Origin of the sequence: Thermococcus camini, assembly GCF_904067545.1 — an archaeon.
Classification (GTDB): domain Archaea; phylum Methanobacteriota_B; class Thermococci; order Thermococcales; family Thermococcaceae; genus Thermococcus; species Thermococcus camini.
This window is the reverse complement of the sequence record NZ_LR881183.1, coordinates 1,475,687-1,496,749: the sequence shown is the minus strand read 5'-3', so window position 1 is coordinate 1,496,749 and position 21,063 is coordinate 1,475,687. Positions and strand designations below refer to the sequence as shown.

Annotated in this window: 31 protein-coding genes; 13 read left to right on the top strand and 18 right to left on the bottom strand. The window is 55.0% G+C overall.

Going from position 1 to position 21,063, the window contains the following annotated elements; genetic code table 11:
• Window positions 1-4 precede the first annotated feature (4 nt).
• From TIRI35C_RS08135 to TIRI35C_RS08120, 4 genes are all read right to left on the bottom strand, one after another.
• Window positions 5-352 (bottom strand): toxin-antitoxin system TumE family protein, encoded by a 348-nt coding sequence (locus tag TIRI35C_RS08135; RefSeq protein WP_188202451.1) that lies wholly within the window; start codon window positions 350-352, stop codon window positions 5-7.
• Window positions 327-599 carry a hypothetical protein gene (locus TIRI35C_RS08130; RefSeq protein ID WP_188203148.1) on the bottom strand — a complete coding sequence of 91 codons (273 nt, stop codon included), beginning with the start codon at window positions 597-599 and terminating at the stop codon, window positions 327-329. Before TIRI35C_RS08130 ends, TIRI35C_RS08135 begins: the two co-directional genes overlap by 26 nt.
• Before the next feature lie 13 nt (window positions 600-612).
• Entirely contained in the window at window positions 613-1,794 is a 1,182-nt protein-coding gene (locus tag TIRI35C_RS08125; protein WP_188202450.1) for an MFS transporter, read from the bottom strand.
• Window positions 1,795-1,926: 132 nt separating this feature from the next.
• The gene (locus TIRI35C_RS08120; RefSeq protein ID WP_188202449.1) at window positions 1,927-2,742 is read right to left on the bottom strand and encodes a GNAT family N-acetyltransferase; all 816 of its coding nucleotides are present in this window, start codon (window positions 2,740-2,742) and stop codon (window positions 1,927-1,929) included.
• A 69-nt stretch (window positions 2,743-2,811) separates the two neighbouring features.
• On the opposite strand from TIRI35C_RS08120, the gene TIRI35C_RS08115 reads away from it, so the two are divergent.
• From TIRI35C_RS08115 to TIRI35C_RS08095, 6 genes are read left to right on the top strand one after another with little or no spacing between them, the layout of a single operon-like run.
• Window positions 2,812-3,315: a hypothetical protein gene (locus TIRI35C_RS08115; RefSeq protein ID WP_188203147.1), complete on the top strand. Its 504-nt coding sequence runs from the start codon at window positions 2,812-2,814 to the stop codon at window positions 3,313-3,315.
• 23 nt (window positions 3,316-3,338) lie between these two features.
• Window positions 3,339-3,746 (top strand): class I SAM-dependent methyltransferase, encoded by a 408-nt coding sequence (locus tag TIRI35C_RS08110; RefSeq protein WP_246454734.1) that lies wholly within the window; start codon window positions 3,339-3,341, stop codon window positions 3,744-3,746.
• Window positions 3,746-3,940 carry a hypothetical protein gene (locus tag TIRI35C_RS11155; RefSeq protein ID WP_246454733.1) on the top strand — a complete coding sequence of 65 codons (195 nt, stop codon included), beginning with the start codon at window positions 3,746-3,748 and terminating at the stop codon, window positions 3,938-3,940. Before TIRI35C_RS08110 ends, TIRI35C_RS11155 begins: the two co-directional genes overlap by 1 nt.
• Before the next feature lie 25 nt (window positions 3,941-3,965).
• Window positions 3,966-4,406 (top strand): winged helix-turn-helix domain-containing protein, encoded by a 441-nt coding sequence (locus tag TIRI35C_RS08105; protein ID WP_188202448.1) that lies wholly within the window; start codon window positions 3,966-3,968, stop codon window positions 4,404-4,406.
• A gap of 10 nt (window positions 4,407-4,416) precedes the next feature.
• Window positions 4,417-4,905, top strand: a complete 489-nt coding sequence (locus tag TIRI35C_RS08100; RefSeq protein WP_188202447.1) for a hypothetical protein — start codon at window positions 4,417-4,419, stop codon at window positions 4,903-4,905.
• A gap of 2 nt (window positions 4,906-4,907) precedes the next feature.
• Complete coding sequence (locus tag TIRI35C_RS08095) at window positions 4,908-5,114, top strand: hypothetical protein (RefSeq protein WP_246454732.1); 207 nt, start codon at window positions 4,908-4,910, stop codon at window positions 5,112-5,114.
• 13 nt (window positions 5,115-5,127) lie between these two features.
• On the opposite strand, the gene TIRI35C_RS08090 is transcribed toward TIRI35C_RS08095, so the two are convergent.
• The 4 genes from TIRI35C_RS08090 to TIRI35C_RS11150 form a co-directional block, all read right to left on the bottom strand.
• A complete protein-coding gene (locus TIRI35C_RS08090; protein WP_188202445.1) occupies window positions 5,128-7,017 on the bottom strand; it encodes a hypothetical protein in 1,890 nt (629 codons plus the stop codon).
• Window positions 7,014-7,628, bottom strand: coding sequence for a GNAT family N-acetyltransferase (locus tag TIRI35C_RS08085; RefSeq protein ID WP_246454729.1), 615 nt, complete (start codon window positions 7,626-7,628; stop codon window positions 7,014-7,016). The genes TIRI35C_RS08090 and TIRI35C_RS08085 overlap by 4 nt, the downstream gene beginning before the upstream one ends.
• Window positions 7,616-8,158: a GNAT family N-acetyltransferase gene (locus TIRI35C_RS08080; RefSeq protein ID WP_343044040.1), complete on the bottom strand. Its 543-nt coding sequence runs from the start codon at window positions 8,156-8,158 to the stop codon at window positions 7,616-7,618. Before TIRI35C_RS08080 ends, TIRI35C_RS08085 begins: the two co-directional genes overlap by 13 nt.
• A 561-nt stretch (window positions 8,159-8,719) precedes the next feature.
• A complete protein-coding gene (locus TIRI35C_RS11150; protein WP_246454726.1) occupies window positions 8,720-9,166 on the bottom strand; it encodes a hypothetical protein in 447 nt (148 codons plus the stop codon).
• Between the two features lie 68 nt (window positions 9,167-9,234).
• On the opposite strand from TIRI35C_RS11150, the gene TIRI35C_RS08070 reads away from it, so the two are divergent.
• The 4 genes from TIRI35C_RS08070 to TIRI35C_RS08055 are packed head-to-tail and all read left to right on the top strand — an operon-like array spanning window position 9,235 to window position 11,041.
• Window positions 9,235-9,585 (top strand): hypothetical protein, encoded by a 351-nt coding sequence (locus TIRI35C_RS08070; protein ID WP_188202444.1) that lies wholly within the window; start codon window positions 9,235-9,237, stop codon window positions 9,583-9,585.
• Window positions 9,554-10,234: a carbon-nitrogen hydrolase family protein gene (locus TIRI35C_RS08065; RefSeq protein WP_188202443.1), complete on the top strand. Its 681-nt coding sequence runs from the start codon at window positions 9,554-9,556 to the stop codon at window positions 10,232-10,234. Before TIRI35C_RS08070 ends, TIRI35C_RS08065 begins: the two co-directional genes overlap by 32 nt.
• 27 nt (window positions 10,235-10,261) lie before the next feature.
• The gene (locus TIRI35C_RS08060; protein ID WP_188202442.1) at window positions 10,262-10,591 is read left to right on the top strand and encodes a methionine--tRNA ligase subunit beta; all 330 of its coding nucleotides are present in this window, start codon (window positions 10,262-10,264) and stop codon (window positions 10,589-10,591) included.
• The gene (locus TIRI35C_RS08055; protein ID WP_188202441.1) at window positions 10,592-11,041 is read left to right on the top strand and encodes a protein-tyrosine phosphatase family protein; all 450 of its coding nucleotides are present in this window, start codon (window positions 10,592-10,594) and stop codon (window positions 11,039-11,041) included.
• Here TIRI35C_RS08055 and TIRI35C_RS08050 read toward each other — a convergent pair.
• Genes TIRI35C_RS08050 through TIRI35C_RS08035 form a run of 4 tightly spaced genes read right to left on the bottom strand, consistent with a single transcriptional unit; the run spans window position 11,028 to window position 13,181 of the window.
• Entirely contained in the window at window positions 11,028-11,591 is a 564-nt protein-coding gene (locus TIRI35C_RS08050; protein ID WP_188202440.1) for a nitroreductase family protein, read from the bottom strand. The two genes, TIRI35C_RS08055 and TIRI35C_RS08050, sit on opposite strands and share 14 nt — an antisense overlap.
• 41 nt (window positions 11,592-11,632) lie before the next feature.
• On the bottom strand, window positions 11,633-12,382 hold the full coding sequence (locus tag TIRI35C_RS08045; protein ID WP_188202439.1) for an MBL fold metallo-hydrolase: 750 nt from the start codon (window positions 12,380-12,382) through the stop codon (window positions 11,633-11,635).
• 33 nt (window positions 12,383-12,415) lie between these two features.
• A complete protein-coding gene (locus tag TIRI35C_RS08040) occupies window positions 12,416-12,793 on the bottom strand; it encodes a nucleotidyltransferase domain-containing protein (RefSeq protein ID WP_188202438.1) in 378 nt (125 codons plus the stop codon).
• Complete coding sequence (locus tag TIRI35C_RS08035; RefSeq protein ID WP_188202437.1) at window positions 12,765-13,181, bottom strand: HEPN domain-containing protein; 417 nt, start codon at window positions 13,179-13,181, stop codon at window positions 12,765-12,767. Before TIRI35C_RS08035 ends, TIRI35C_RS08040 begins: the two co-directional genes overlap by 29 nt.
• Before the next feature lie 51 nt (window positions 13,182-13,232).
• Between TIRI35C_RS08035 and TIRI35C_RS08030 the strand changes: the two genes are divergently transcribed.
• Window positions 13,233-13,706: a Mut7-C RNAse domain-containing protein gene (locus tag TIRI35C_RS08030; protein ID WP_188203144.1), complete on the top strand. Its 474-nt coding sequence runs from the start codon at window positions 13,233-13,235 to the stop codon at window positions 13,704-13,706.
• Here TIRI35C_RS08030 and TIRI35C_RS08025 read toward each other — a convergent pair.
• The 5 genes from TIRI35C_RS08025 to TIRI35C_RS08005 are packed head-to-tail and all read right to left on the bottom strand — an operon-like array spanning window position 13,691 to window position 19,082.
• Window positions 13,691-14,680, bottom strand: a complete 990-nt coding sequence (locus TIRI35C_RS08025) for an ABC transporter ATP-binding protein (RefSeq protein WP_188202436.1) — start codon at window positions 14,678-14,680, stop codon at window positions 13,691-13,693. The two genes, TIRI35C_RS08030 and TIRI35C_RS08025, sit on opposite strands and share 16 nt — an antisense overlap.
• The gene (locus TIRI35C_RS08020) at window positions 14,677-15,648 is read right to left on the bottom strand and encodes an ABC transporter ATP-binding protein (protein WP_188202435.1); all 972 of its coding nucleotides are present in this window, start codon (window positions 15,646-15,648) and stop codon (window positions 14,677-14,679) included. The genes TIRI35C_RS08025 and TIRI35C_RS08020 overlap by 4 nt, the downstream gene beginning before the upstream one ends.
• 5 nt (window positions 15,649-15,653) lie before the next feature.
• A complete protein-coding gene (locus tag TIRI35C_RS08015; protein ID WP_188203143.1) occupies window positions 15,654-16,502 on the bottom strand; it encodes an ABC transporter permease in 849 nt (282 codons plus the stop codon).
• A 10-nt stretch (window positions 16,503-16,512) separates the two neighbouring features.
• Complete coding sequence (locus TIRI35C_RS08010) at window positions 16,513-17,532, bottom strand: ABC transporter permease (RefSeq protein ID WP_188202434.1); 1,020 nt, start codon at window positions 17,530-17,532, stop codon at window positions 16,513-16,515.
• Between the two features lie 47 nt (window positions 17,533-17,579).
• Window positions 17,580-19,082 carry an ABC transporter substrate-binding protein gene (locus tag TIRI35C_RS08005; protein ID WP_246454725.1) on the bottom strand — a complete coding sequence of 501 codons (1,503 nt, stop codon included), beginning with the start codon at window positions 19,080-19,082 and terminating at the stop codon, window positions 17,580-17,582.
• 183 nt (window positions 19,083-19,265) lie between these two features.
• Here TIRI35C_RS08005 and TIRI35C_RS08000 point away from each other — a divergent pair, with 183 nt between their 5' ends.
• Entirely contained in the window at window positions 19,266-19,973 is a 708-nt protein-coding gene (locus TIRI35C_RS08000) for a 6-hydroxymethylpterin diphosphokinase MptE-like protein (protein WP_188202432.1), read from the top strand.
• Here TIRI35C_RS08000 and TIRI35C_RS07995 read toward each other — a convergent pair.
• Window positions 19,957-20,784, bottom strand: coding sequence for a hypothetical protein (locus TIRI35C_RS07995; RefSeq protein ID WP_188202431.1), 828 nt, complete (start codon window positions 20,782-20,784; stop codon window positions 19,957-19,959). The two genes, TIRI35C_RS08000 and TIRI35C_RS07995, sit on opposite strands and share 17 nt — an antisense overlap.
• A gap of 62 nt (window positions 20,785-20,846) precedes the next feature.
• Between TIRI35C_RS07995 and TIRI35C_RS07990 the strand changes: the two genes are divergently transcribed.
• Window positions 20,847-21,062: an LSm family protein gene (locus TIRI35C_RS07990; RefSeq protein ID WP_188202430.1), complete on the top strand. Its 216-nt coding sequence runs from the start codon at window positions 20,847-20,849 to the stop codon at window positions 21,060-21,062.
• Window position 21,063: the final 1 nt, after the last annotated feature.

Here is a 21,063-nt window from a genome sequence, read left to right as displayed (position 1 = left end):
TTCCCTATGTCTTCAATTTTTCTTCAATGACCCTCAGAACGTCCTCCAGTGAAACCTCCTTGGAAGGCCGAACGTTATCCTTGGAACCGACGTGCTTATGATGTGGAAACGTTTCTACGTTTTTGTGATGGGGCGCGTTGTCCCAGCGGACTATAAGTTTTCCGTTTTTCTGCCATTGGAAAGAGTAGTTGTAATCTTCTTCCGATACAAATTCCCTGACGTAAAGAACGCTTCCATCTATTAGTTCTACCCTGATTTTCAGAAAGTAAAAACTGTCCCCCTCCTTGTAGTCTAGAATTTCGTAGCTTTTGACTGCTAAGCTCTTCTCAAGCAACTCTAACTCTCTGAGCATGCTCAATCTCCCTGAGCCTGCTTTTAAGCTCTTCCAGTTTCTTCACGTAGGCTTTCCACTCAATGTAGTCGTCCCATGCCTCGAAAGACTCCTCCGAGCTTTTGATTTTTTTCTCGAACTCTTCAAACTTCGTCCCGTATTTCTCCTCAAATAGCTTGATTTTCTCGCGTATAGGTGCAAGCTCGGAGATTACCCTCAGCCTCTCGTGGGCCAGCACGTCCCTCTTCGAAATCACAACCTCGCTCATTTCTATCACATCCCTAACTCGCGGTTTTTGGATAAATACCTTTCCCAGCCAGCCACCAGAACATAGCTCCGGCCGCCAAAAACAGCACCAGACTCGCCGCGTACGGGAGAGTCGCGTGAAGGCTTGCCAGTGCTCCGGCAACAAAGGGCGTGAAGAGGCCGAGGACCTTTCTGTAGCTCGATATCGCCGCGTGGAACTCGCTGGCCTCCTCTTTCGGGATAAGTTTGAACATCCACGAGCGGTAGAAGGGGAACCAGAAGGTGTTGCCGAAGTCTGAGAGCGCGTAAATAACCAGTACGAGCCAGAAGGGTGGTGAGAGCGCCATAACTAAGGCGTAGAAGGCGTTTATGAACATGCCCACGCCGATGGCCTGGAAGCCCCTGCCCTTCGGAACCCTCTCGCTGGCGTAGGTACCGATTATTGAGGCCAGACTGCTCGCGCAGGCTATGAGCGTTATCTCAAAGACGGTTTTCTTAAGCACGAAGACGACGTAGTTTATCAGCACTATCTCGGGCGCAAGCTCCCAGGCGAGGGTCAGCAAAGCCTCGAACGCCAGCAGGAGCTTGAACTCTCCGGCCCTAAACGTGAAGCCCTCCGGAGTAATGCGCTCCTCCCGGCCTGCTGAGGGCAGGAAGCGCCAGATGTATGCCACCGTTATCACCGAGAACAGACCGAAGAAGATGAAGGCCCAGCGGTAGTTCTCCGCGCCGGGGTAGAGGTAGCCGAAGATGTAGCCGAGGATGGGAAAGGTTATCAGCCTTGCTATCTCCGGAAGGCGCAGGTGCCAGGCGAATATCTCCTCGTACTTGTCCTCAGGATAGATTATCTGCTCGTAAGCACGGTAGAGAGGATAGAGCACCGTCGAGAGCTTTTCCACAGTCCTTCCGGCAAAGAGCATGAGGGGAGCAACTGCACCCTTCGCAAGGCCGTAGAGGACGTAGGCGATGCCGTCGAGGACATCTATTACAATCAGCCCCTTCTTGATGTCCCATCTGTTGAAGAGCCTGCCGAAGAGATACGTTAGAGGAATCGAGATGATGTTTACAGCGGTAAAGAACGCCCCGACCTCAAGAATGGAGTAGCCTGTCTCCATGAGGTAGAGCGGGAAGAGTATCCAGACGATTAGGCCGGGTGCTATGAGGGTGTGGTAGAGCATGTACGCCTTGGCGTCCTTTGGAATCTCACTCCAGCGCATCTGAAACCCCGTTCAGATTATAGTCGGGGGCTTAAAACGTTTTCCGGGCATTTAACTGGCCCTCTTCAAGAAAAATGCAAAGCCCAGAGCCATTTAGATGCCTTTTATCGAGACGGATTGTTTTCATACCGTTCACTCGGAGACGAGTTTCTTTCTGAACACCAGCACGTTCGGCTCCTCGGTCTCATCCCAGAGGAAAAGGCCGAGTCTCTTAATGCCCGGCAGGAGGGGTTTAACCCCGCTCGGGAGCATTACGTCGAACTCTTCCTTGCCCCTTTCCTTCGCAACCCACGCCATCGCTGGAAGCATGGCCTTTAGTGTTGCCAGGCCGATGTTGAGGGGTGTGAAGGTCGTTCCCTTCTTGGGAACCAAGAAGTGGAAGCCGTCGGTGTTGTAGAGCTCCGCGTTTTCTCTAATCCAGTCCAGGGCTTCTTCACTCCTCCTCGCAAAGCGCCAGCCGATGGGAATTAGACCCAGGGTGAGGTCTTCAAGTGCTAACTCTACTCGCTCCGGCTCCTCAGGCCCAAACTCTTCAGTTTTAGCCCCCAAGACAAAGAACCTGGCCTTGATGTGAAAGCCTGTTCTTTCTGCCATTGCTATGCTCTCGCGGTTGAGGAAGTAGGTCGCGAACTCCAGAGCATCTACCTTCCCCTCGCGGGCGAACTTCTTACCGAGATCCAGCATGAAGCCGTGGAGCTTCCTCCCGTAGCCCCTGCCCCTGTAGTCCGGATGAACCCTGAGGCCTTCGAGCCAGCCGACCTTTCCAGGCAAAAGCGTGAGCTTTGCCGTCCCGATGACCTTACCATCAAGCTCAAGGACGTAGAAGTTATCTCCGAGCCACTCGTCGAAGACCCTCGCAAGGTAATCCTCACCACCCCATGTTAGCTGTGCAATCTCCTCGATGAAGGGTTTATCCTCAGGTCTGGCTTCCCTTATGAGAGGTTCCATACCACCACCCGTTGCCTCATTTGGAAAAACCCTTTTAAGCACCTTTCGTTATTACGTTTGGTGGTGTTAATGAGGCATCTCGCGTTAATCATCATCTCAGTGCTCCTCATCGTTTCCGCCTCCCTCGGCTACGCATACCACGAGAAGAAGACAGAGGTTGATGATGCTGAGAGGGGCTTAATGGCCATCTCCAACACCGCCCTGTTCTGCCTTGAAGAGATGAATGCCCTCGGAATCATGCTCGAAAACAACGTAAGCAAAGACGTCCTTAGGGAAAGGGTGAGCCGGTATGCCTACTGCTCCGTAATGATGGAAAAGGCAGCGTTCTCCCTCTATCTGCTGAATGAAGATGAGAGGTACTGGAGGCTCCATGTGGCGGCCAGTAATCTGGAGGTCTACCTCCACACGGCCATGAACAGTCCAAATCCCGATGAAGTGCTCTCGGACGACGTGAAACTCCTCAATGAAATCTCAAGAGAACTGGGTGCGGTGCTCGAAAACGGAGGGGTGGGTGAACTGTCCCCCGCCCGCGCGGAGAGGCTGTTCAACCTGACGCAGAGGCTATCAAGCTGAGGCGAGGTTTTGGGGGTATCCTCATGGAGCGCTGGGACTTTGACAACTGGGCCGAAAGCTACGACGAGGATGTAACAGCGGAGGACTGGATACACAAGGATTACTGGAAGGTCTTGAAACTCGTGGCCGAGCGGGTTAAAGGACTTGTCCTTGACGTCGGTTGCGGAACCGGAAACATCCTGCGCTTTCTCAACTCTGAGAGCTACGTAGGCGTTGAGCCCTCCGCCGGGATGCGCGAAAGGTTCAGGGAGAAACACGGCTTCGAGCCGCTCGACAGCCACTTCCTGGCACTTCCCCTGCAGGATGGAGTAGCTGACACCGTAATAACCACCTACGCCTTTCACCACGTGCCGAATGAGGAGAAGGAGGACGCAATAAAGGAGATGCTTCGCGTTCTTAAGCCCTGGGGAAGATCCTTATCGCCGACGTGATGTTCGAATCTGAGGAGGAAAAGAGGCGTATATCCGAGGAGGACGACATAACCGAGGAGATAAAGGACGAGTACTTTGCGACCTTCGAGGGGCTGAGGAAAATCTGTGAAAAGCTCGGGATGGAGTGCCGGTTCGAGAGGGCGAACCGCTACGTCTGGATTACCGAGATGCTCACCCCTGACCGGAAAGACTAAATGATTGACCACTCTATGGACAATCATGCCCGATGAAGACCTTGCCAGGGAAGTTCAGGAGCTCAGGAAGGCACTTGAGGAGCTCAGGGAGAGCTTCGCGGTGGTTTCTCAGATGGCACAGGCCTATCTGAGGCTCATCAACCTCTACGCCCAGTACGGCGGGCTTGGCATAGAAGTTGCCGTCCCTGAGATAAAGCATGACCCCATATCGCGTGAAATCGTCCAGATTCTCTTCGACCTGAAGAGGGCCAACGTGAGCCAGATAGCGCGGGAGCTGAAGGGCAGGCGCGGAAAGGCCTCGCGAAATACCGTTCGGGTCAAATTGAAGGAACTCATGGAGCTCGGCATCGTTGTCGAGGTTCCCGGTGAGAGGGGAAAGGTCTATGCACTCTCCCGCGAAGTGGTCAAAAAGTGGCTCGAAATGATCGGAATGCCGATTAGGTTTGATCAGACTAACGATTATTGAGGTGGTTGAGATGGTGGACGAAAAGATGGGAACCCCGAAGAAGCTGGAGGAGCTCCTCGGCGAGCTGGTCGAGGGGATAAGGAACGCAAAGACCGAGGAGGAGGTCGAGCTCCTCAAAAAGAAGGCCGAGATCGTGGAAGACCTCATCGAGGCCTACGAGGGCGACAAGGACCTTGAGAAAATCCCGGCCATCATGGACAAGGTAGGGGACATGATAGAGGACATCCTCGTGCCGCTCAAGGAGCTCCTTAACGAGCTCTACAGCCCGGAGAGGGTTCAGGCGATGGGCAGGAGCGTGGCCGAGTTCTACAAGAACCTGGCCGAGGCTGGAATGGACAGGGATGCGGCCCTTGAGCTGACGAAGGAGTACATGGATGCGATAAACCCCGGCAAGAAGCTCATGGAGATTTTGGCCAGCTTTGGGAAGGGTGGCTTCGGAAACATAACCTTCCCGGGCCCCCCAGGGGGACAGGGGGGAGATGATGGAAAGGAGGAGTGAGCTTGGGGCTCTTTCACTTTTTTCTTCGACTGCCAGTGCTGGCGTTCAGGATGGCTGGTATAGTTAGGGTATCAAATCGGGCGAAGCGGCGGTTCAGGAGGGAACTTGTGGAGAGCGGCCTTCCGGATGAGATTGTTGAGGAGTTGGTTAACTACTTCAACCCGTCCACGCCGCTTAGGGAGATGCTTTTCAGGTTTTCCATGAGATAGCCACTTTCCCTTCTCACTCCCACATTGCCCTGGCGGAGGTTTTAACGCCTGACTTGTCTCCGTAGAGCAGTATCAGTACGTCCATGTCCCCGTAGGTGGAAATCTCAATGTAAACCGCTTTTCCGTTTTTCTCGAAGAGGTCGTTGGTCACTAGGTGTCTCCTCTCATCGTGGGACGGAAGCTCGACGTAGTCCCTCTCGACCCATCCCGTTTCAAGGAACGCTTTCTTTAACTGGAGATAGACCTCCCGGCCGAGGCCGTGGGGGTAGAACAGCACCGCAGCCCTTGCGCCTCCGGAGGAAACGTTTCCCTCCAGCTTGTATATGTATCCGTCGAACCTTAGTTCCTCCTCCGCCGTCCAGTTCCAGGGCTTCACGTCGTTCCTCAGTTTGCCAAAGGAGAGCAGTTCACCGGGACTGGCTCCGCCCGTGCCAACCACATGCCAGAAGAAATCGCTAGTCGAGTATTTGGGCTTCTTGACGACGATCGCGAGGTAGTGGTTGTAGCGGTACTGGACGAACACCGTTAGGGTGTCTGAATCCCGGGCGAAGGTTCTCGCGTAGGGTTCCCTTCCGTCGTCGGTTCTCTCCCAGCCCTCGGCCAGGAGCTTTTTGGTCAGCTCGTCGAGCGCGGTGAGGTAGGCTGTAGCGTTTGGATAAACGAGGAGCATGAACTCAACGTCGCCAGTTCTGCCTGTGTACCAGGCCGCCGCAGGGACTTCGGGAATATCGACGAAGTCGGTCGTGATGTTGAAGTCCTTCCGGAGGTCATCGAGGACCATCGATATTACCGTTCCCGGCCTCACACCTCTCTCGCTGACCGGCTTGAACACTCCCCTTGGTAAGTCATCTCCCCGCTCGAAGGAAAGCCCCCCAGTAGGGTCATACCATTCCCACAATGCGCCCACGAGGTCTTTGACATCCTCCGGGTTCCCGGACAGCAGGGTAACGCGCTCCATACCGGCAATTCTTGCCAGCTCGATGTAGATCCCGGTGTCATCGGCCCCGAAGTAGTCGCCGGCCATCATGCTCCCAGCAGGGTTCTGGGTGTATGTGCTGACGTACTCCCTCTCAACCCAGCCGTTATTTAGGAAAGCTTCCTTGAGCTGGAGGTAAACCTCCCTCCCCTCATGGGGCCGGTAAACAAGGAAAACTGCACTCACGTTGGTTCCCTCAACGGTTCCCTCCAGGGCGTCCAGGTAGCCGGAGAACCTCAAACCCCTCTCCTCGCTCCAGCTGCCCTCGGCCACTTTGACCGGCAGGAAGAGGCCGAGAACCTTGCCCGGGCTTGGCCCCATGGTGATGATGCTCCAAGCGAATTCCGAGAGAAGCTTTGCCCTCTCTTCCGAGTCCCCTCCTGTGATTTTCGCCACGAACAGGACGTAGAAGTAGCGCTCGTAGGTGTAGAAGGCAGTATAGCTCTCGTTTCCCCTCTCCCAGAAGGTTCCAGCTCCCTGCTGGAAGCCGTTCTCCCTCAGGAGTTCCACCACGTACTTCATGGCTTCTTTGGCTGCCGTTGAATTGGGATAGGCAAAGAGGCCGAACTCGATGCCATTAGCTGTTCCGGTAAAGCTTGAGAGGCTCCCAGGGGGCCGGGGCATGTCCACGGGGCTTTCAGTAACGTTGTATTTCTTTGAAATTCTGGAGACCACTTCGCTGATTGAGCCATCTGGAGAATACGAGAACCAGTCCACTCGTTTCGGCTTGAACGTTCCAGAGGGGAACGTGGCTTTTGCTTCTTCCAGCGGGGACGTGTTTTCGGGGATGTGTTCGTCCACGCCTTCGTGGGTCGTCTCAATAACCGGGCTTTCTGTTTTCTCACCCTGCGGGCTGCTGATGCATCCGCCTGACATCGTGATCAGAAGTATAATGAGGAATGGAACAATAATTTCGACGTGCCTCATGGGAAACCCCGGTGATTTTTGGAATTTGAGTTATAAATAGTTTTCCTGTTCGGGTTGTTTTGAAGGGTGTTCGTATTTCCTCTAAACCTCTCGTAAATCAGCTCGTCGAGGTATTTCCCATCGCTCCAGATGTGCTCCCTCAGCCTGCCGGCGAGAGTAAAGCCGTTTTTCTCAAGAACTCTGATCGATGCTTTGTTGTTGGCGTGAACCTTCGCCCAGACCTTACGGAGGTTGAGATGAGCGAAGGCGTATTCGCAGAGGAGCTTAACGGTCTCCGTCCCGTAGCCCTTCCACCTCTCCTCCGGCGAGAGGTAGTAGAGTATCTCTCCCCACCTTGCCTGCCAGTTGATCCAGTTGAAGCCGGCTATGCCCACCAGCTTTCCGCTCTCGTTTTCTATCACCGCAAAAGTGGGACTTTTCTCCTTGTTCTTTTTTAGCTCCTCGTAGAACTCCTCTTCCTCTTCGGGAAGCGTGAAGTAGGACGAGTTGAAGAGATTCCTAACCGTGCTCCTCTCGTTAAACCACTCCCAGCTCTTCTTTAGGTCATCACGGAGGAGTATAGCTAGGGAAACCTTCTCACCCTTTAGGATTACGGGTCTCATTTCTCCCATTCCTCCCTGAGCAGGTCATAGAAGAGCACATCAACATATCCGTCGGGTGTATGTGCGTGCTTCCTCAGCCTACCAACGAGCTTAAAGCCGTTCTTTTCGAGAACTCGGATTGACGCTGTGTTGTTTTCGTACGTCTTGGCGTAGACCTTGCGCAGGTTCAGGTACCGGAAGCAGTACTCAAGGGTCAGCCTGACGGCCTCGGTGGCGTAGCCCTTCCCCCAGTGCTCCCTTCCCAGGAAGTAGCCAATCTCCGCCGTCCCATTCCGAAGGTCTATCCTGCTCACTATCACGGTCCCCACGAGGTTGTTCCCCTCGTTCAGTATCGCAAAGGCCCTCTTTGAAGACTTCTTTAGGGACAGGTTTTCGTACCACCTGTGCCATTCCTCAAGCGTTGAGACGTCCGAGGGATCCGCAAGTGTCCTGACGACTTCACGGTCGTTGTTCCACATCCATATCTTTTCCATATCCTCCTTCAGGAGCACGCCAAGCGAAACCTTTTCGCCCTTCAACACTATCGGACGCATGGGCATCACCTCACAGGATCATACTGAGCAACCATACGAAAACATGGACTTCTTTGTTTTGATTTAAGAATAAATGGAACGCGTATCGGCCTTAGATTGACTGAAATATCATCTCAATCTTCTCTCCTTTCCTCACACCGGTGGCGATGTCCTCCCTTAGCACCTCCACCCAGCCGTCGTTCCAGAGCTCCTTTACCTTTGGCTCCCCTTCCCCGGAAACCTCGACCAGGACGGCCTTTCCAGCGAGCTCACCACCAACGAGGAGTCTATCTTTTGCGGGCAGCAGTGAGGTGGCGCTTCCCTCGCCGAGCTGAATTTCCCGCTCTCCAACCTGAACCCGGAAGTTTTCTCCACGGTAGCCTGCTAAGACGAGCTTTTCCTGCCAGCGGCAGGCGGTGAGGGCTATTCCTTCCGTGAGGATTTCCTCGTGGCGAAGCCCTCCATCGGAGTCAAAATCAAATGACTTAACCTGCCAGCCGTTCTCTTTAACGCTCCCGATAATGAGAAGGGAATCCTCGGACTGAAGCAGAGTGGTGAAGACGGCATCCTCCCAGCTCCCGAAGTCTCTCAGCCAGAGGAGCTCGCCCTCAGGGGAAACCTTTCCGATGAAGAACCCTTATCGCCGGGCTTTCCGGTTTCACCTGCAATGAAAAACCCGTCTCTCCCGGGAAGAATAGAATAGACCGCCCCGTTGTTTCTAACGTTAAGCTTCAGCTCCCAGAGGACGTTTAGGCTTTCGTCGAGCCCCGCCAGATAGGCCTTCCAGCCCTCGCCGCCGTCGGGCGTTGCAGCGCCTTCGACGGCCCCGCCGATTAGATATCCATCTCTGAATTCCGCTATACTGTGGTCCTCCCCGTCATTTTCTCCAGATATAAAACGAGTCTCAACTATCTCCTCTCCGTTAATCCTCGTCAGCATTATTTTGTAGTTTCTCCCGTCGTGGACGCTTCCAACGAGCAAATCGCCGGCCATAGCGACTGGAACGGTCTCAGCGCCGAAGGAGTGGGTTCTCATCTGGGCACCTCCAGAATTACAACCGGAAAAAGTTTTTAAAGTTACATGTGAGTCAAAATTCAGACGAGGTGTACGGGATGGAGAATTCCCTCAGAAACGCCCTCGCAGTTTTTGGAGCAGTCTTCTTGATAGCCATCTTCTTCCTCCCGGCTTATTTCATTGGCAGGTTCTACTTCCTCCTTGTGGCTCTCTACCTAATGGCGTTAGCTGCCTCTGATAAACTCAAACTTGGCAAAGCTGCCGAGAGGGCAATTTCCTTGGCTTTCCTGTTTGTGGTTCTGTACCTCATTGGGAGAAAAGAAGGAGATCCCTGGAACTTCGTGGCGGTTGGAATCCTGGTGGTTGCGTTGGACGGCTTGAAGGGATACATCTCAAGGAGGGAGAAAAATGAAGGTAGCTCTAATCCCGATGAAGGTTGAGGTTGGGAACTTCGAGGCCAACTGGCGGGAGTTTGAGAAGCGCTTTGAGGAGGCCCTGCAACACGACCCGGACTTCGTTGTCTTCCCGGAGTACTGCCTGACGGGTTTTGAGGAGTGGGACTTCAGCGGGGCAGAACTTTACGGCGAAATCCTGGAGAGGGTGAGCGGGCTTGCCAGGGAGGCGGGCGTTTACGTCGTCTTTGGTCTTCTCGAACCCTACAAAAACTGCGTCTACAACTCTGCCCTTCTCATAGGCAGGAACGGTGAGGTTCTGCTGAGGCACCGCAAGTTCCAAGAGCCGATGAGGTTCTACACCGGCAACACCGTCAGAACGGTTAAAACCGAGTTCGGGAAGGTCTCGATAATCATCTGCGGCGACCTGTACAACAAGAGGATAGCGAAGTGGGTTCAGAAAAAGAGACCGGACTTCATCTTCGTGCCGATGGAGTACTCCCCGGACTACGGCGAGCCAAACGAGGAGGATGTGAAGGCAATGTCCGAGCGGGCCGAACTCCTCGGTGTTAGGACGTTTATAGTCAACAGCTACCCGCCGGGCGGGGCTTGGGTCTTCGAGAAGAACGGGACGCTGGTGGCGTCATCGAAGATGGACAGGAGTTTGGTGGTGAGCATCGAAACCCTTAAGTCATGAGCTCCATTCACTCCTTCGGGTGATCCCATGGAGCTCTACGACGTCTCCGAGTTCTGGAAGTTCGACCTCCGCGTCGGCCTCGTAAGGAAGGCGGAAAAGCTGAGGCGCACTAGAAAGCTGATAAAGCTCGACGTGGATTTCGGAAGTGAACTAAGGACGATAATAACCGGCATAGCCGACCAGTACGACCCGGAGGAACTCGAAGGTAAGAAGTTCATATTCCTCCTCAACCTTAAGCCCAGGGAACTCTCGGGTGTTAAAAGCGAGGGCATGCTCCTGGTTGCGGAGAACGAGGACGGAAGGGTCTACCTCATCCCGGTCCCTGATGAAGTTCTACCGGGAACAAGGGTGTGGTAGATGCCCTCAGCCAGATTCGTCGACGATAACGTTGCATTCTCGCGGATGCCCGCTTTGGAAGAAATGGACGAAGTTGCCGGAACCTTCGATGCGGTGGTGGTTCTCGTCGAGGGGTTCGAGCTCCCCTACAGCCTGGACGAATGGCGGAGACGGGGCGTTGAGGTCTTTCACAGCCCCATTCAGGATTTCTCAGCTCCGGGCTTGAACCAGCTCCTCGGAATCCTCCGCTGGATTGAGGCGAAAACTCTGGAGAACAAAAAGGTTCTTATCCACTGCCTCGGCGGCTGTGGGAGGAGTGGGACGATAGCCACTGCCTGGCTTATGTACTCGAAGGGCCTCTCCCTGGAGAAAGCTTTGAGAAAGGTCCGCTCCCTGAGGCCCTGTGCCGTCGAGACCCGCGAGCAGATGGGAGTTTTGAAAGAACTTGAAAGGCTCCTCAGAAGCCGTTGAAGCTTACCACCTCTTCCAGCTTTCTCCTCTCGTACTTCGGCTTCGGGTCTGCGGGGTAGCCGACGGGCAGTATCGTCTGGAGCTTGTAGTCCTTCGGTGCGTTCAACAGCTCCTCGACCGGTTTGGGGTTCGGGGGCGTGTATGTGACGGTTCCAAGGCCGAGCTCTTCGAGAGCAAGGAGGAGGTAGCCGACCGCTATCCAGGTTGACTGGAGCCAGTAGGGGGCCTTGGTGTGTCCGAAGACAAGGATTAGGTAGGGAGCCTCGCTGAGGAATGGCTTCTCCGGCTTGAAGCCCTTCTCCCTCAACCAGGCCATCAGGTCGCCCTTCGTCCTTGAGTAGAACTTTTTCTCTTCCTCCTCGCAGAGCTCCCTTATCTTCCCCTTCAGCCAGTCGTCGTCTATGACTACGAACCTCCAGGGTTGCTGATTTGCCCCGCTCGGCGCTTCCTTAGCGGCTTCGATGGCCTTCATTAAATCATCCTTTGGAGGCTTATCCGGGAGAAACTGTCTCACTGTCTTCCTCCTCTTCGCCAGCTCAAGAACGCGCATGGCATCACCGGTTTCTTTTGGACAAAAGCCGATAAAAACGTTTAGACGTAGAACACCATGCCGTCGTAGGCGACGAGGACTTTGTTCCTCCACCTCTTCCTTACGTACTCGGTTAGCTGGAGGAACGGCAGGTTCTTGTGGGAGATGTGGCTGAGGACGGTTCTCTCGGCGAGCTTGATGCCGATTTCTGCGGCTTCATCAACGTTGTTGTGATACGGGTCATTAAAGCCCGGCGGATAGGTGGCATCAACTACGGCAAGCCTGAGCGGGGCCTTGGCTTTTAAAAACTCCCACGTCTCCTCCGGAAGGCCCTTGGTGTCGTAGAGTATCGCAACGCTCTTTCCGTCCTCCTCGATGAGGTAGCCGAGGGTCTCAACCTGATGGTTGAGCTTTAGGGCGGTGATTCTAAGGGTGTCGAGTTCAACCCTCTCGAAGGGCTTTATCGTTCTTGGCTGAAGGTTCTTGGGTTCGTTGAGGATTAACGCGTCTGCGTGTCCCTCTGGAGCGTAGAGCGGGGTTTCAAGTGCCATCCATCTGAGCTTGTAGAGGCCGTAGATGTGGTCGTGGTGCCAGTGGGTGAGGAAAATAGCCTCCAACGGGACGTTCAGGAAGTCCCTTATGTCGGTTCCAACGTCGAAGAGAACCGCTTTTCCCCTTTCGGTTATGATGGCCAGCGTTGAGGGCCTTCTCTGGGCAAAACCGAACTTTCTGGCTTCGTTGCAGGTCTGACAGGTGCAGAGATGAGCTGGAATGCCCTCGCTTCCGCCGGTACCGATGAAGTAAACTATCATTCAACCACTTGTTTTATGGCGTGAAAGGGGGCGTTATAAAAGTTCCTCGACTTTGACTGGGCTGACCTTTAAAACCTCGACGTATCTTCTGAACCCCTTCTCATCAACGATGTGGAACTCGAAGGGATGGTAATCCGGCAGATTTGCGAGCTTTTCAATCTCGATTTCAAGTCTCGCCCGCTCTTTCAGGCTCTCGGGGACTTTCTCCACCTTTATCAGCAGGTCAACGTCGCTTCCGGCGGTAAACCTTCCGGTCAGAACGCTCCCAAAGACATAGACCTCGCACTCTCCAAAGACCTCTTCACAGGCCCGCTTTATGGAGGGCAAATACTTCCGGTAGTTCTTTATCACGAGGTAGCGTTTTCTGCCCCGCCTGATAAGCTTACTCCTCAATTCTTCTCTCGAACGCATCAACAAGTCCCTCCACGAAGTCCCTAACCTTCAGTGCGAATTCCATCAAATCCTGGGCGTCTTCGCGGTAGTAGATTCTCGGCTCGTAGCGGGCCTTTGTATAGGCATCTTCCAGTTCCCTGAGGGGTCCCCTGTTTTGCCTTATGAACTCGGCGATCTCATCCTCCGCTTCCAGCGCATCGCCAACTCCCTTCAATAATTCCCTTATCGAGTGGGTTCTGAGCCTCACATCGGAGTACTTTATTATCACCGCCTTGAGGTAGAGCTGAAGGGCCTGCTCGACTAGAAAAACAGCCGTATCGTACTTCTCCCTTTCAAAGGCTTCATTTGCCAGCTCAAGGTAGTCCTCAGAGCGTCTTAAGAGCGTCTCAACTTCTTCGTAGTGCATTCCACCACCGGAACTACTTTAATGGTTTTCCCTTAATACCTTTCGATGGAGATGAGGTTCATAGCGGACATGATGCTTGGAAGACTCGCGAGGTGGCTCCGGCTGTATGGTTACGATACCCTTTATGGGGTGGAAGACGACGATGAGATACTCCGGGTTGCCTTGGCTGAGAACCGGGTTCTCCTGACAAGGGACTCTGCCCTCGCAAAGAGGGCCGAAAAGCTGGGGATTAAGTCAATCCTCCTCAACTCGAATTCCCTTGAGGGGCAGGTTGAGGAACTCAGGCGTTTTGGTGTGGAGTTCAGGGAGCTCTTTCCAGCGAATGCACGCTGTCCCAAATGCAACGGACCGATAAGGCCGGCCTCTAAGGGGGAGGTTGAAGGTAGGGTTCCGGAGAGCGTTTACGAGCGCTATGACGAGTTCTACGTCTGCCAGAACTGCGGTCAGATATACTGGCCCGGGAGGCAGTGGCGGGAGATGCTGAAAATAGACCGGAAATTAAGAAAAAATCAGCGGAGCGGGTGATGGCAGGCAACGAAGTGGTTGTGGCTTATCTCCACCAGCTCCGGCTCGTGGGCTATGCAGGTCTCACTCGCGAATGGACACCTGGGATGGAAGCGGCATCCCCTCGGCGGGTTGGCGGCGTTGGGAACCTCCCCCGTTATCTTGAGCTTCTTCTCCTTCTTCCTGCGCGCTATCGATGGAACCGCCTGGATGAGGGCCATGGTGTAGGGATGCGCCGGGTTCTTCAGAACCTCATCGGTCGGGCCGATCTCGACTATTTTTCCAAGGTACATCACCGCTATCCTGTCCGCTATGAGCTTGCCGACCGCTATGTCGTGGGTTATGAAGAGCTGGCTCAGGTTGTACTCCTTCCTGAACGATTCGAGAAGCTCCAGGATCGATGCCCTCATGGAAACGTCTATCATCGAAACAGCTTCATCAGCCACCACGAACTCCGGTTTGAGTATCATCGCCCTGGCTATAACAACGCGCTGTCTCTGGCCGCCGCTCAGGTGGTGGGGATAGCGGTCGTAGAACTCATCCTCTGGCGTTAGACCAACGCGTTTGAGCATTTTTAGGGCAAACTCCCTCGCTTCCTCCTTCTCGGCCAGTCCGTGGACGAGGAGCGGATGGGCTATCGCATCGCCGATCTTCATCCTGGGGCTCAGGCTGGCGTAGGGGTCCTGGAAGATTATCTGCATTCTCCGCCTGAAGGGTCTCATCTCCTCGCGGGAGAGCTTCGTTATATCAGTCCCGTCGAAGATTATCCTGCCGTCGGTTGGTTCTATAAGCCTCAGAACCGTCCTTCCGGCGGTCGTTTTACCGCAACCGCTCTCGCCGATGAGGGCTAAAACCTCCCCCCTGGCTATCTCGAAGCTGATGCCGTCAACCGCCTTGACGTACCGGACCGGGGCCTTCCTAAGGGTCTCCAGGATGTTCCTCTTGATCGGGAAGTATTTCTTCAGATTCTCAACGCGAAGCAGTGGCCCGCTCATTCCCCCGCACCCCCGTAGAGATGGCAGGCCACGAAGTGACCCTTCTCGTACTCTATCATTTCGGGCTCTCTGGAGTCGCAGAGGCCCTTGAGAGCAGAACGCTCCCTGAAAACCGGACACCTCGGGTGGAACCTGCACCCCGGCGGCGGGTTCCTCAGGTCGGGCGGATAGCCGGGAATCGCCCTGACCTCGCTCTCCTTCCAGAGGTCTGGAACCGCCTCGATGAGAGCCTTCGTGTACGGATGGAGCGGGTTCTCGACTATCTGCTCAACGGTTCCGAACTCAACGAGCTTCCCCGCGTACATTACGGCTATCTTGTCGCTCCTCTCGGCTGCAAGCGAGATGTCGTGGGTAACGAAGTAGATGCTCGTTCCCTCGGCCTTGAGTGCATCTATGAGGTCCATTATGGAGTCCTGCACGATAACGTCTAAGGCAGTAGTCGGCTCGTCTGCGATGAGCAGCTTCGGGTTGAAGGCCATCGCCATCGCTATGCTTATCCTCTGCCTCTGCCCCCCTGAAAGCTGGTGGGGGTAGTAGTCTAGCCTGTCGGGGGGGAGGTTGACCTTTTCGAGGAGCTCCTTCGCCCTCTCTTTAGCTTCATCCTCCTCGATACCGTGGACGGTCATGACCTCAACCATCTGGTCGCCGACTTTCCTGAGGGGGTCGAGGCTGGTCATCGGGTCCTGGAATATCATGCTGATGTCCTTTCCGCGGATCTGCCTGAGCTCGTCCTTGCTGAGCTTGAGGAGGTCCTTTCCCTCGAAGATGACCTCTCCCGAGACTATCTTCCCAGAGGAAGGAACCAGGTTCATTACCGCGTGGGCGACGGTAGATTTTCCGCTTCCGCTCTCCCCGACGAAGGTGACCCACTCTCCCCTGCCTATGCTGAACGTAACTTTTTCGGCCCCTTTGACAACCCCGGCGAGGGTGTAGTAGTAGATGCTAAGGTTTTTGACTTCAAGTAACATTCACATCACCTCGTTCCAAGGGAGAGCCTCTCGCTGAGGGCCTCTCCTATCAGCGCGAAGGCCATGGCCAGGAGCATTATCATTATTCCCGGGAAGAAGACCAGCCACCAGTAGCCGTCGAGCAGGAACGGCTGGCCGACGCGCAGGTCGTATCCCCAGTCCGGGGTTGGGGGTGTTACCGACAGGCCGAGGAAGCTCAGGCCGGCCTCCGTCAGTATGGCATCTGCTACACTCAGGGTGAAGACGACGAGTATCGTCGGTGCGAGGTTGGGCAGGATGTACTTGAACATGACCTCCCTGTCCCTCGCTCCTATCGCGTGAGCTGCTTCAACGAAGAGCTGGCCGGTGAAGCTGAGGGTCTGCCCGCGAACCATCCTGAAGTAGGTCGGCACGTAGACGAAGCTTATCGCTATGGCCGTGTTTATCGGACTCGGGCCCAGAACCACCGCGATGACCATCGCAAGGATCAGAGCGGGGAAGGCATAGATGCTGTCCATTATCACGCTCAGCGTTCTGTCGATTTTTCCACCGTGGTAGCCGGATAGCAGTCCGAGGGGAATTCCTATCGCCATCGAGAGCAGCGTCGCTATGAATACGACGTAGAGGACGACCCTTGAGCCCCAGACTATCCTGGAGAACATGTCCTGGCCGAGCCTGTTGGTGCCCATGAGGTGGTTCCAGCTTGGCGGGGCGAAAACGTCGTCGCTGCTCTGCGTTGGGTCGTAGGGTGCTATCCAGGGGGCGAAGAGGGCCATCATGACCACGATGAGGACGATGATTATGCCGAAGATGAGCATGCCCCTGCCGGGCTTCTTTCCAAAGACGAACTCGGTAATTTTTCCTGCTATCTCCATCTCCACCACCTCAGTACTTCACCCTCGGGTCGAGGAGTGCGTAGACTATGTCCACTATGAGGCTGATGATCCCTACGAAGAAGGCGAAGAATATCACCGCGCCCTGTATGGCGTTGTAGTCGCGGTAGTCTATCCTGTCCACGAGGAACGTTCCCATTCCCGGCCAGCTGAAGGTCGTCTCGGTAAGAACCGCACCGCCGAGGAGTATGGCGAACTGGAGCCCCATGAGGGTAACGACGGGTATGAAGGCGTTCTTCAGCGCGTACCACATGACCTTTCTATCCGCCACTCCCCTCGCATGGTAGGCCCTTATGAAGTCCTGGCTGAGGACGTCAACCATGTTGTTCCTCACCAGTCTCGTGTAGGCACCGCTGAGAACGATTCCGAGTGTCAGAGCGGGCAGAATCAGGTGCCTCACCGAGCTCACCAGCGCGTCCCAGTTCCCGGTTATTATGCTGTCCAGGACGTAGAGGCCTGTTACCGCGTGGAGGTTTATTCCGGGGTCGAGCCGGCCCGAAGTGGGCAGCCAGTGCAGGTGGATTCCGAAGAGGTACTGGAGCATCATGCCGAACCAGGGTATGAAGAGCGTGTAAGCGACGATGCTGTAGACCCTCATGGCACTATCGGTCTTCGTCCCCTTCTTCGTTGCTCCTATCACTCCTGTGAGGAGGCCGAGGAGAACGCTGACGGTGAAGGCCCAGAGGGCCAGCTCAAGCGTCGCTGGAAAGCGCTGGGCTATGTAGTCCCACACGGGCTTCCCCATCGGGAACGCCAGAGTAACGCCGAAATCACCGTGGAGGACGCCCTTGAGGTAGTCGAAGTACTGGACGTAGAGGGGTTTGTCCAGCCCGGCCATGTGCATCAGGTGCTCCAGCTGCTCCGGGGGAATGTTCTTCGTTCCCACGACTGCCATAACGGGGTTTCCGGGAAGGATCCTCAGGAAGAAGAACACGAGGGTGTAGAGAATGAGGATCGTGGGGATTATCATCAGCGCCCTGATTATTATGTATTGCCCAAGTCCCCTGGCCACGTTATCACCCCTTTAAAGTTGAGACAAAAAGGAGTGAAAGAAGGAAATCACTCCTTGTAGAGGGTCGAGTAGCGGAATATCATGTCCGGACCTATGGTCACTCCCTTGACGTTCTTCTGGGTCACCACGAAGAGCTTGCCCTGTATCAGCGGTATGTACGGAACGTCCTGGGCGAGTATGTCCTGAACCTGCTCGTAGAGCTTCGTCCTCTCGTTCTGGTCGCTGAGCCTCTGGGCCTGGCTCAGGAGGTCGTCCATCGTCGGGTTGGAGTAGCCGGTTCCCGCCCACTTGTTGGCGCCGGTCTTGAGGAACGGCGTGGTGTAGTCATCGGGGTCGAGGTAGTCCGGATACCAGCCGAGCAGGTAGACCTGCATCTGGCCGTTCCTGGCGTAGTCTGTGTAGGTTCCCCATTCGGCGCTCTTGATGGTGACCTTTATCATTCCGGTCTTCTCCCACTGCTCCTTGAGTATCTGGGCGAGGTCCGCCTCGGTGTCGCCGTAGTGGGTCGGCGTGTACCAGAGCTGTATCTCCAGCGGGTTGCTCTCGGAGTAGCCGGCCTCGCTTAGGAGCTTCTTTGCCAGCTCCAGGTTGCCGTCGCCGTACTTCTCCTTGAAGACGTCCTTGTGGCTCCACATCCCGTTCGGAACCAGGCTGTAGAGGGGCTCGACCGTTCCCATGAAGACCTTCTGGGCTATCTCGGGCCTGTTAACTGCTGCGGCAAGCGCCTGCCTGACCTTGACGTTGCTCGTTGGGTCGTTCTTGGTGTTGAGGCAGATGTAGCGGATGAATCCGCCCGGCACCTCTATGACGTTGAAGTTTCCGCCCTTCTTCAGGCTGTCTATGTCGCTCGGCCTGAGCGTCCTCCAGGCGATGTCTATCTCGCCGTTCTGGAGGGCGAGGCGCATAGTTGACGCGTCGCGGTAGAACTTGATGATTATCTTTTCCGTCTTGGGCTTCTCGCCGTAGTAGTTCGGGTTGGCCTCGAGGACGAGCTCCTCATCGCGCACCCACTTGGTTATCTTGTAGGGACCCGCACCGCCAGCTGTTTGGTCGCTCTGTATCTGGTCTGGGGCGTAGTTGGGGTGGACCGGGAAGTAGGGAGGAGTTGTGAGAAGGGCCAGGAAGTACGCGGTGGGCTGTTTGAGGTAGAAGACAACAGTGTAGTCGTCCTTGGCCTCAACCCTGTCCACGAAGTCCGTAACGAGCCAGGATGGGTCACCCTGGATGGTCATTACCCTCTCAATGCTCCTAACAACGTCCTTAGCCGTTAGCGGAGTTCCGTCCGCGAATTTAAGGTCCTTCCTCAGGTGGAAGGTCCAAACGGTAGAGTCCTCGTTGACCTCCCAGCTCTCGGCCAAAGCCGGCTCGATTTCGAGGGTTCCGGGTTTGTACTTCACCAGGCCCTCCATGACGTTGTTGAGGACCTCCCAGGTGTAGAAATCGTAGGCGTTGGCCGGATCGAGGTCAGTCACCTTGTCAGTGACTCCTATGACTATCGTCGCTGTCTCTTCCTCTCCACCACCACCGCCGCTTATACATCCGCTTGCCACCACAGAAAAAACAACCAAAAACACCAGAGCCAATGTCGCGTACTGCCGTCGCATAAGGTGTCACCAATGGATACTTACGAACATTTATGCATTTAAATCTTTCGTAGTGTTCATTATCTAATCGACGAAGTCCATACATGAACCAAGGGCAAAGTTGATATATGCTCCACCCAATTTCTCCCCATGGACTGGGAAGAATGGAGGCCCTTCTACCTCCGCATCGTTCGGGAGATGGGGTACTCGGTGGAGGGAGACAGAAGATCCGCCAGAATCCTGAGGGCACTGCTCCTTGAGGGTGATGAGTACATCCTGAGGGATGAGTTAGCTACCATCGTCGGGAAAAGGGTCTACGTCTTTGGCTGTGGTCCAAGTCTGGAGAATGCTTTGGCGGAGCACGACTTTTCCGATGGGACGCTGATAGCGGCCGATGGGGCAACTTCTGCACTCCTCGAGCATGATATGATGCCCGACATCATCGTCTCCGACCTCGACGGCAGGATTCCTGACTTAAAGCTGGCAAACGACCGAGGAGCGTTCATGGTGATCCATGCGCACGGTGACAACGTGGATAAACTGACCGCCTACGTGCCGCTCTTCTCTAGGATACTGGGAACGACCCAGGCTGAACCGCTGGACATAGTTTACAACTTCGGCGGCTTCACCGACGGCGACAGGGCCGCTTTTCTGGCCGAGGAGCTGGGCGCGAGGGAAATAATCCTCGTCGGCTTCGACTTCGGCGAGACCGTGGGGAGGTGGAGCAAGCCCGGCTTGAGGCAGCACGTTCCGGTCTGGGAGAGCAAGAGGAAGAAGTTTGAGTTCGCAAAGGAACTGCTGGAATGGCTGAAGAAAAATGGGAAGGCGAGGATAGAGTACCTCACACCAGATCCCTGAGCTTCTTCACCTTTCCGGCCTTTATCTCGATGTAGCCTGCCCTCTTGAGGAAGCGGAGAACCTCCTCGACGGCCTTTGGGGAGTAGTTGATGACGAGGGTTCCCTTCTCCGTGGGTATCGAGATAGGTGAGGCCCTAACGAATCCCTTGACCAGGTCTTCCTCAGGAACCTTCTCGTTGCCGAGGGACTTGAGTATCTCCCCAGAAAGAATCGAGCGGCCTATCAGCGCGAAGTAGACCCTGAGGAGGTAGTCCTCAGGGAAATAGCGCGCTGCGATCTTTCCGAGGGCGTTTATTTTGCCTATGTCCAGCTCGAGTATCTCGAACTCGTACTCCATGGTGAGGTCTGTAAACGCGAACTGCTTGGCTATCCTCTCGGCGCTCTCCGGGCTGTGGACGAGGTTGAAGGGGAACTTAAACTCGAAGCGGAGCTTCGTGACGTCAACTCCTTCCTTCAGCTTGATGACGCCGTCGCTGTAGTCTATTGCCCCGTTCCTTGTGAGCTGGTCGAGGAGTTCAGCCACCCATGGGCCCTCCTGAAGGAGCGTCTCGAACCTCTCGCCGACCTTGATGTGCTCAAGTATGTGGTTGAGACTCTCCCTGAAGGAGACGAAGCCCTCCCTGAGGGCCTCCCTGTCTGCCCCCTCTATGACGTCTATCTGCGCGCTTATCTCCTCAAGGGTCCCCTCGAGCAGGTACCCCACGAACGCCTCGTATCCAAGTCTCTCATGAAGCTCGAACTTTATTCCAGCTTTCCTCAGATCCTCGAAAAAGGATTTCTTCACAGCCTCACTCTTCGTGACGAACCTCATTCTATCACCGAACCGGAAACGGTTAAAAGCCTTATAGGCTTTTGGTTTCTGGAGGTGAGCGCATGGGCGAGAAGCAGTACCTGCTCGATAAGACCCTTGAGACCTGGAAGGGGAAGAGGGTGGCCTTAGCTGTGAGCAACGAGCATTCCTTCACCGGAATCCTGGAGGACTTCGATGAGGAGGCCATACTCCTGAGGGACGTGGTGGACATAGCCGGAAACAAGGCCAAGGCCCTCATGGTGAAGATAGACGACCTCAACTGGATAATGCTCCTGTGAG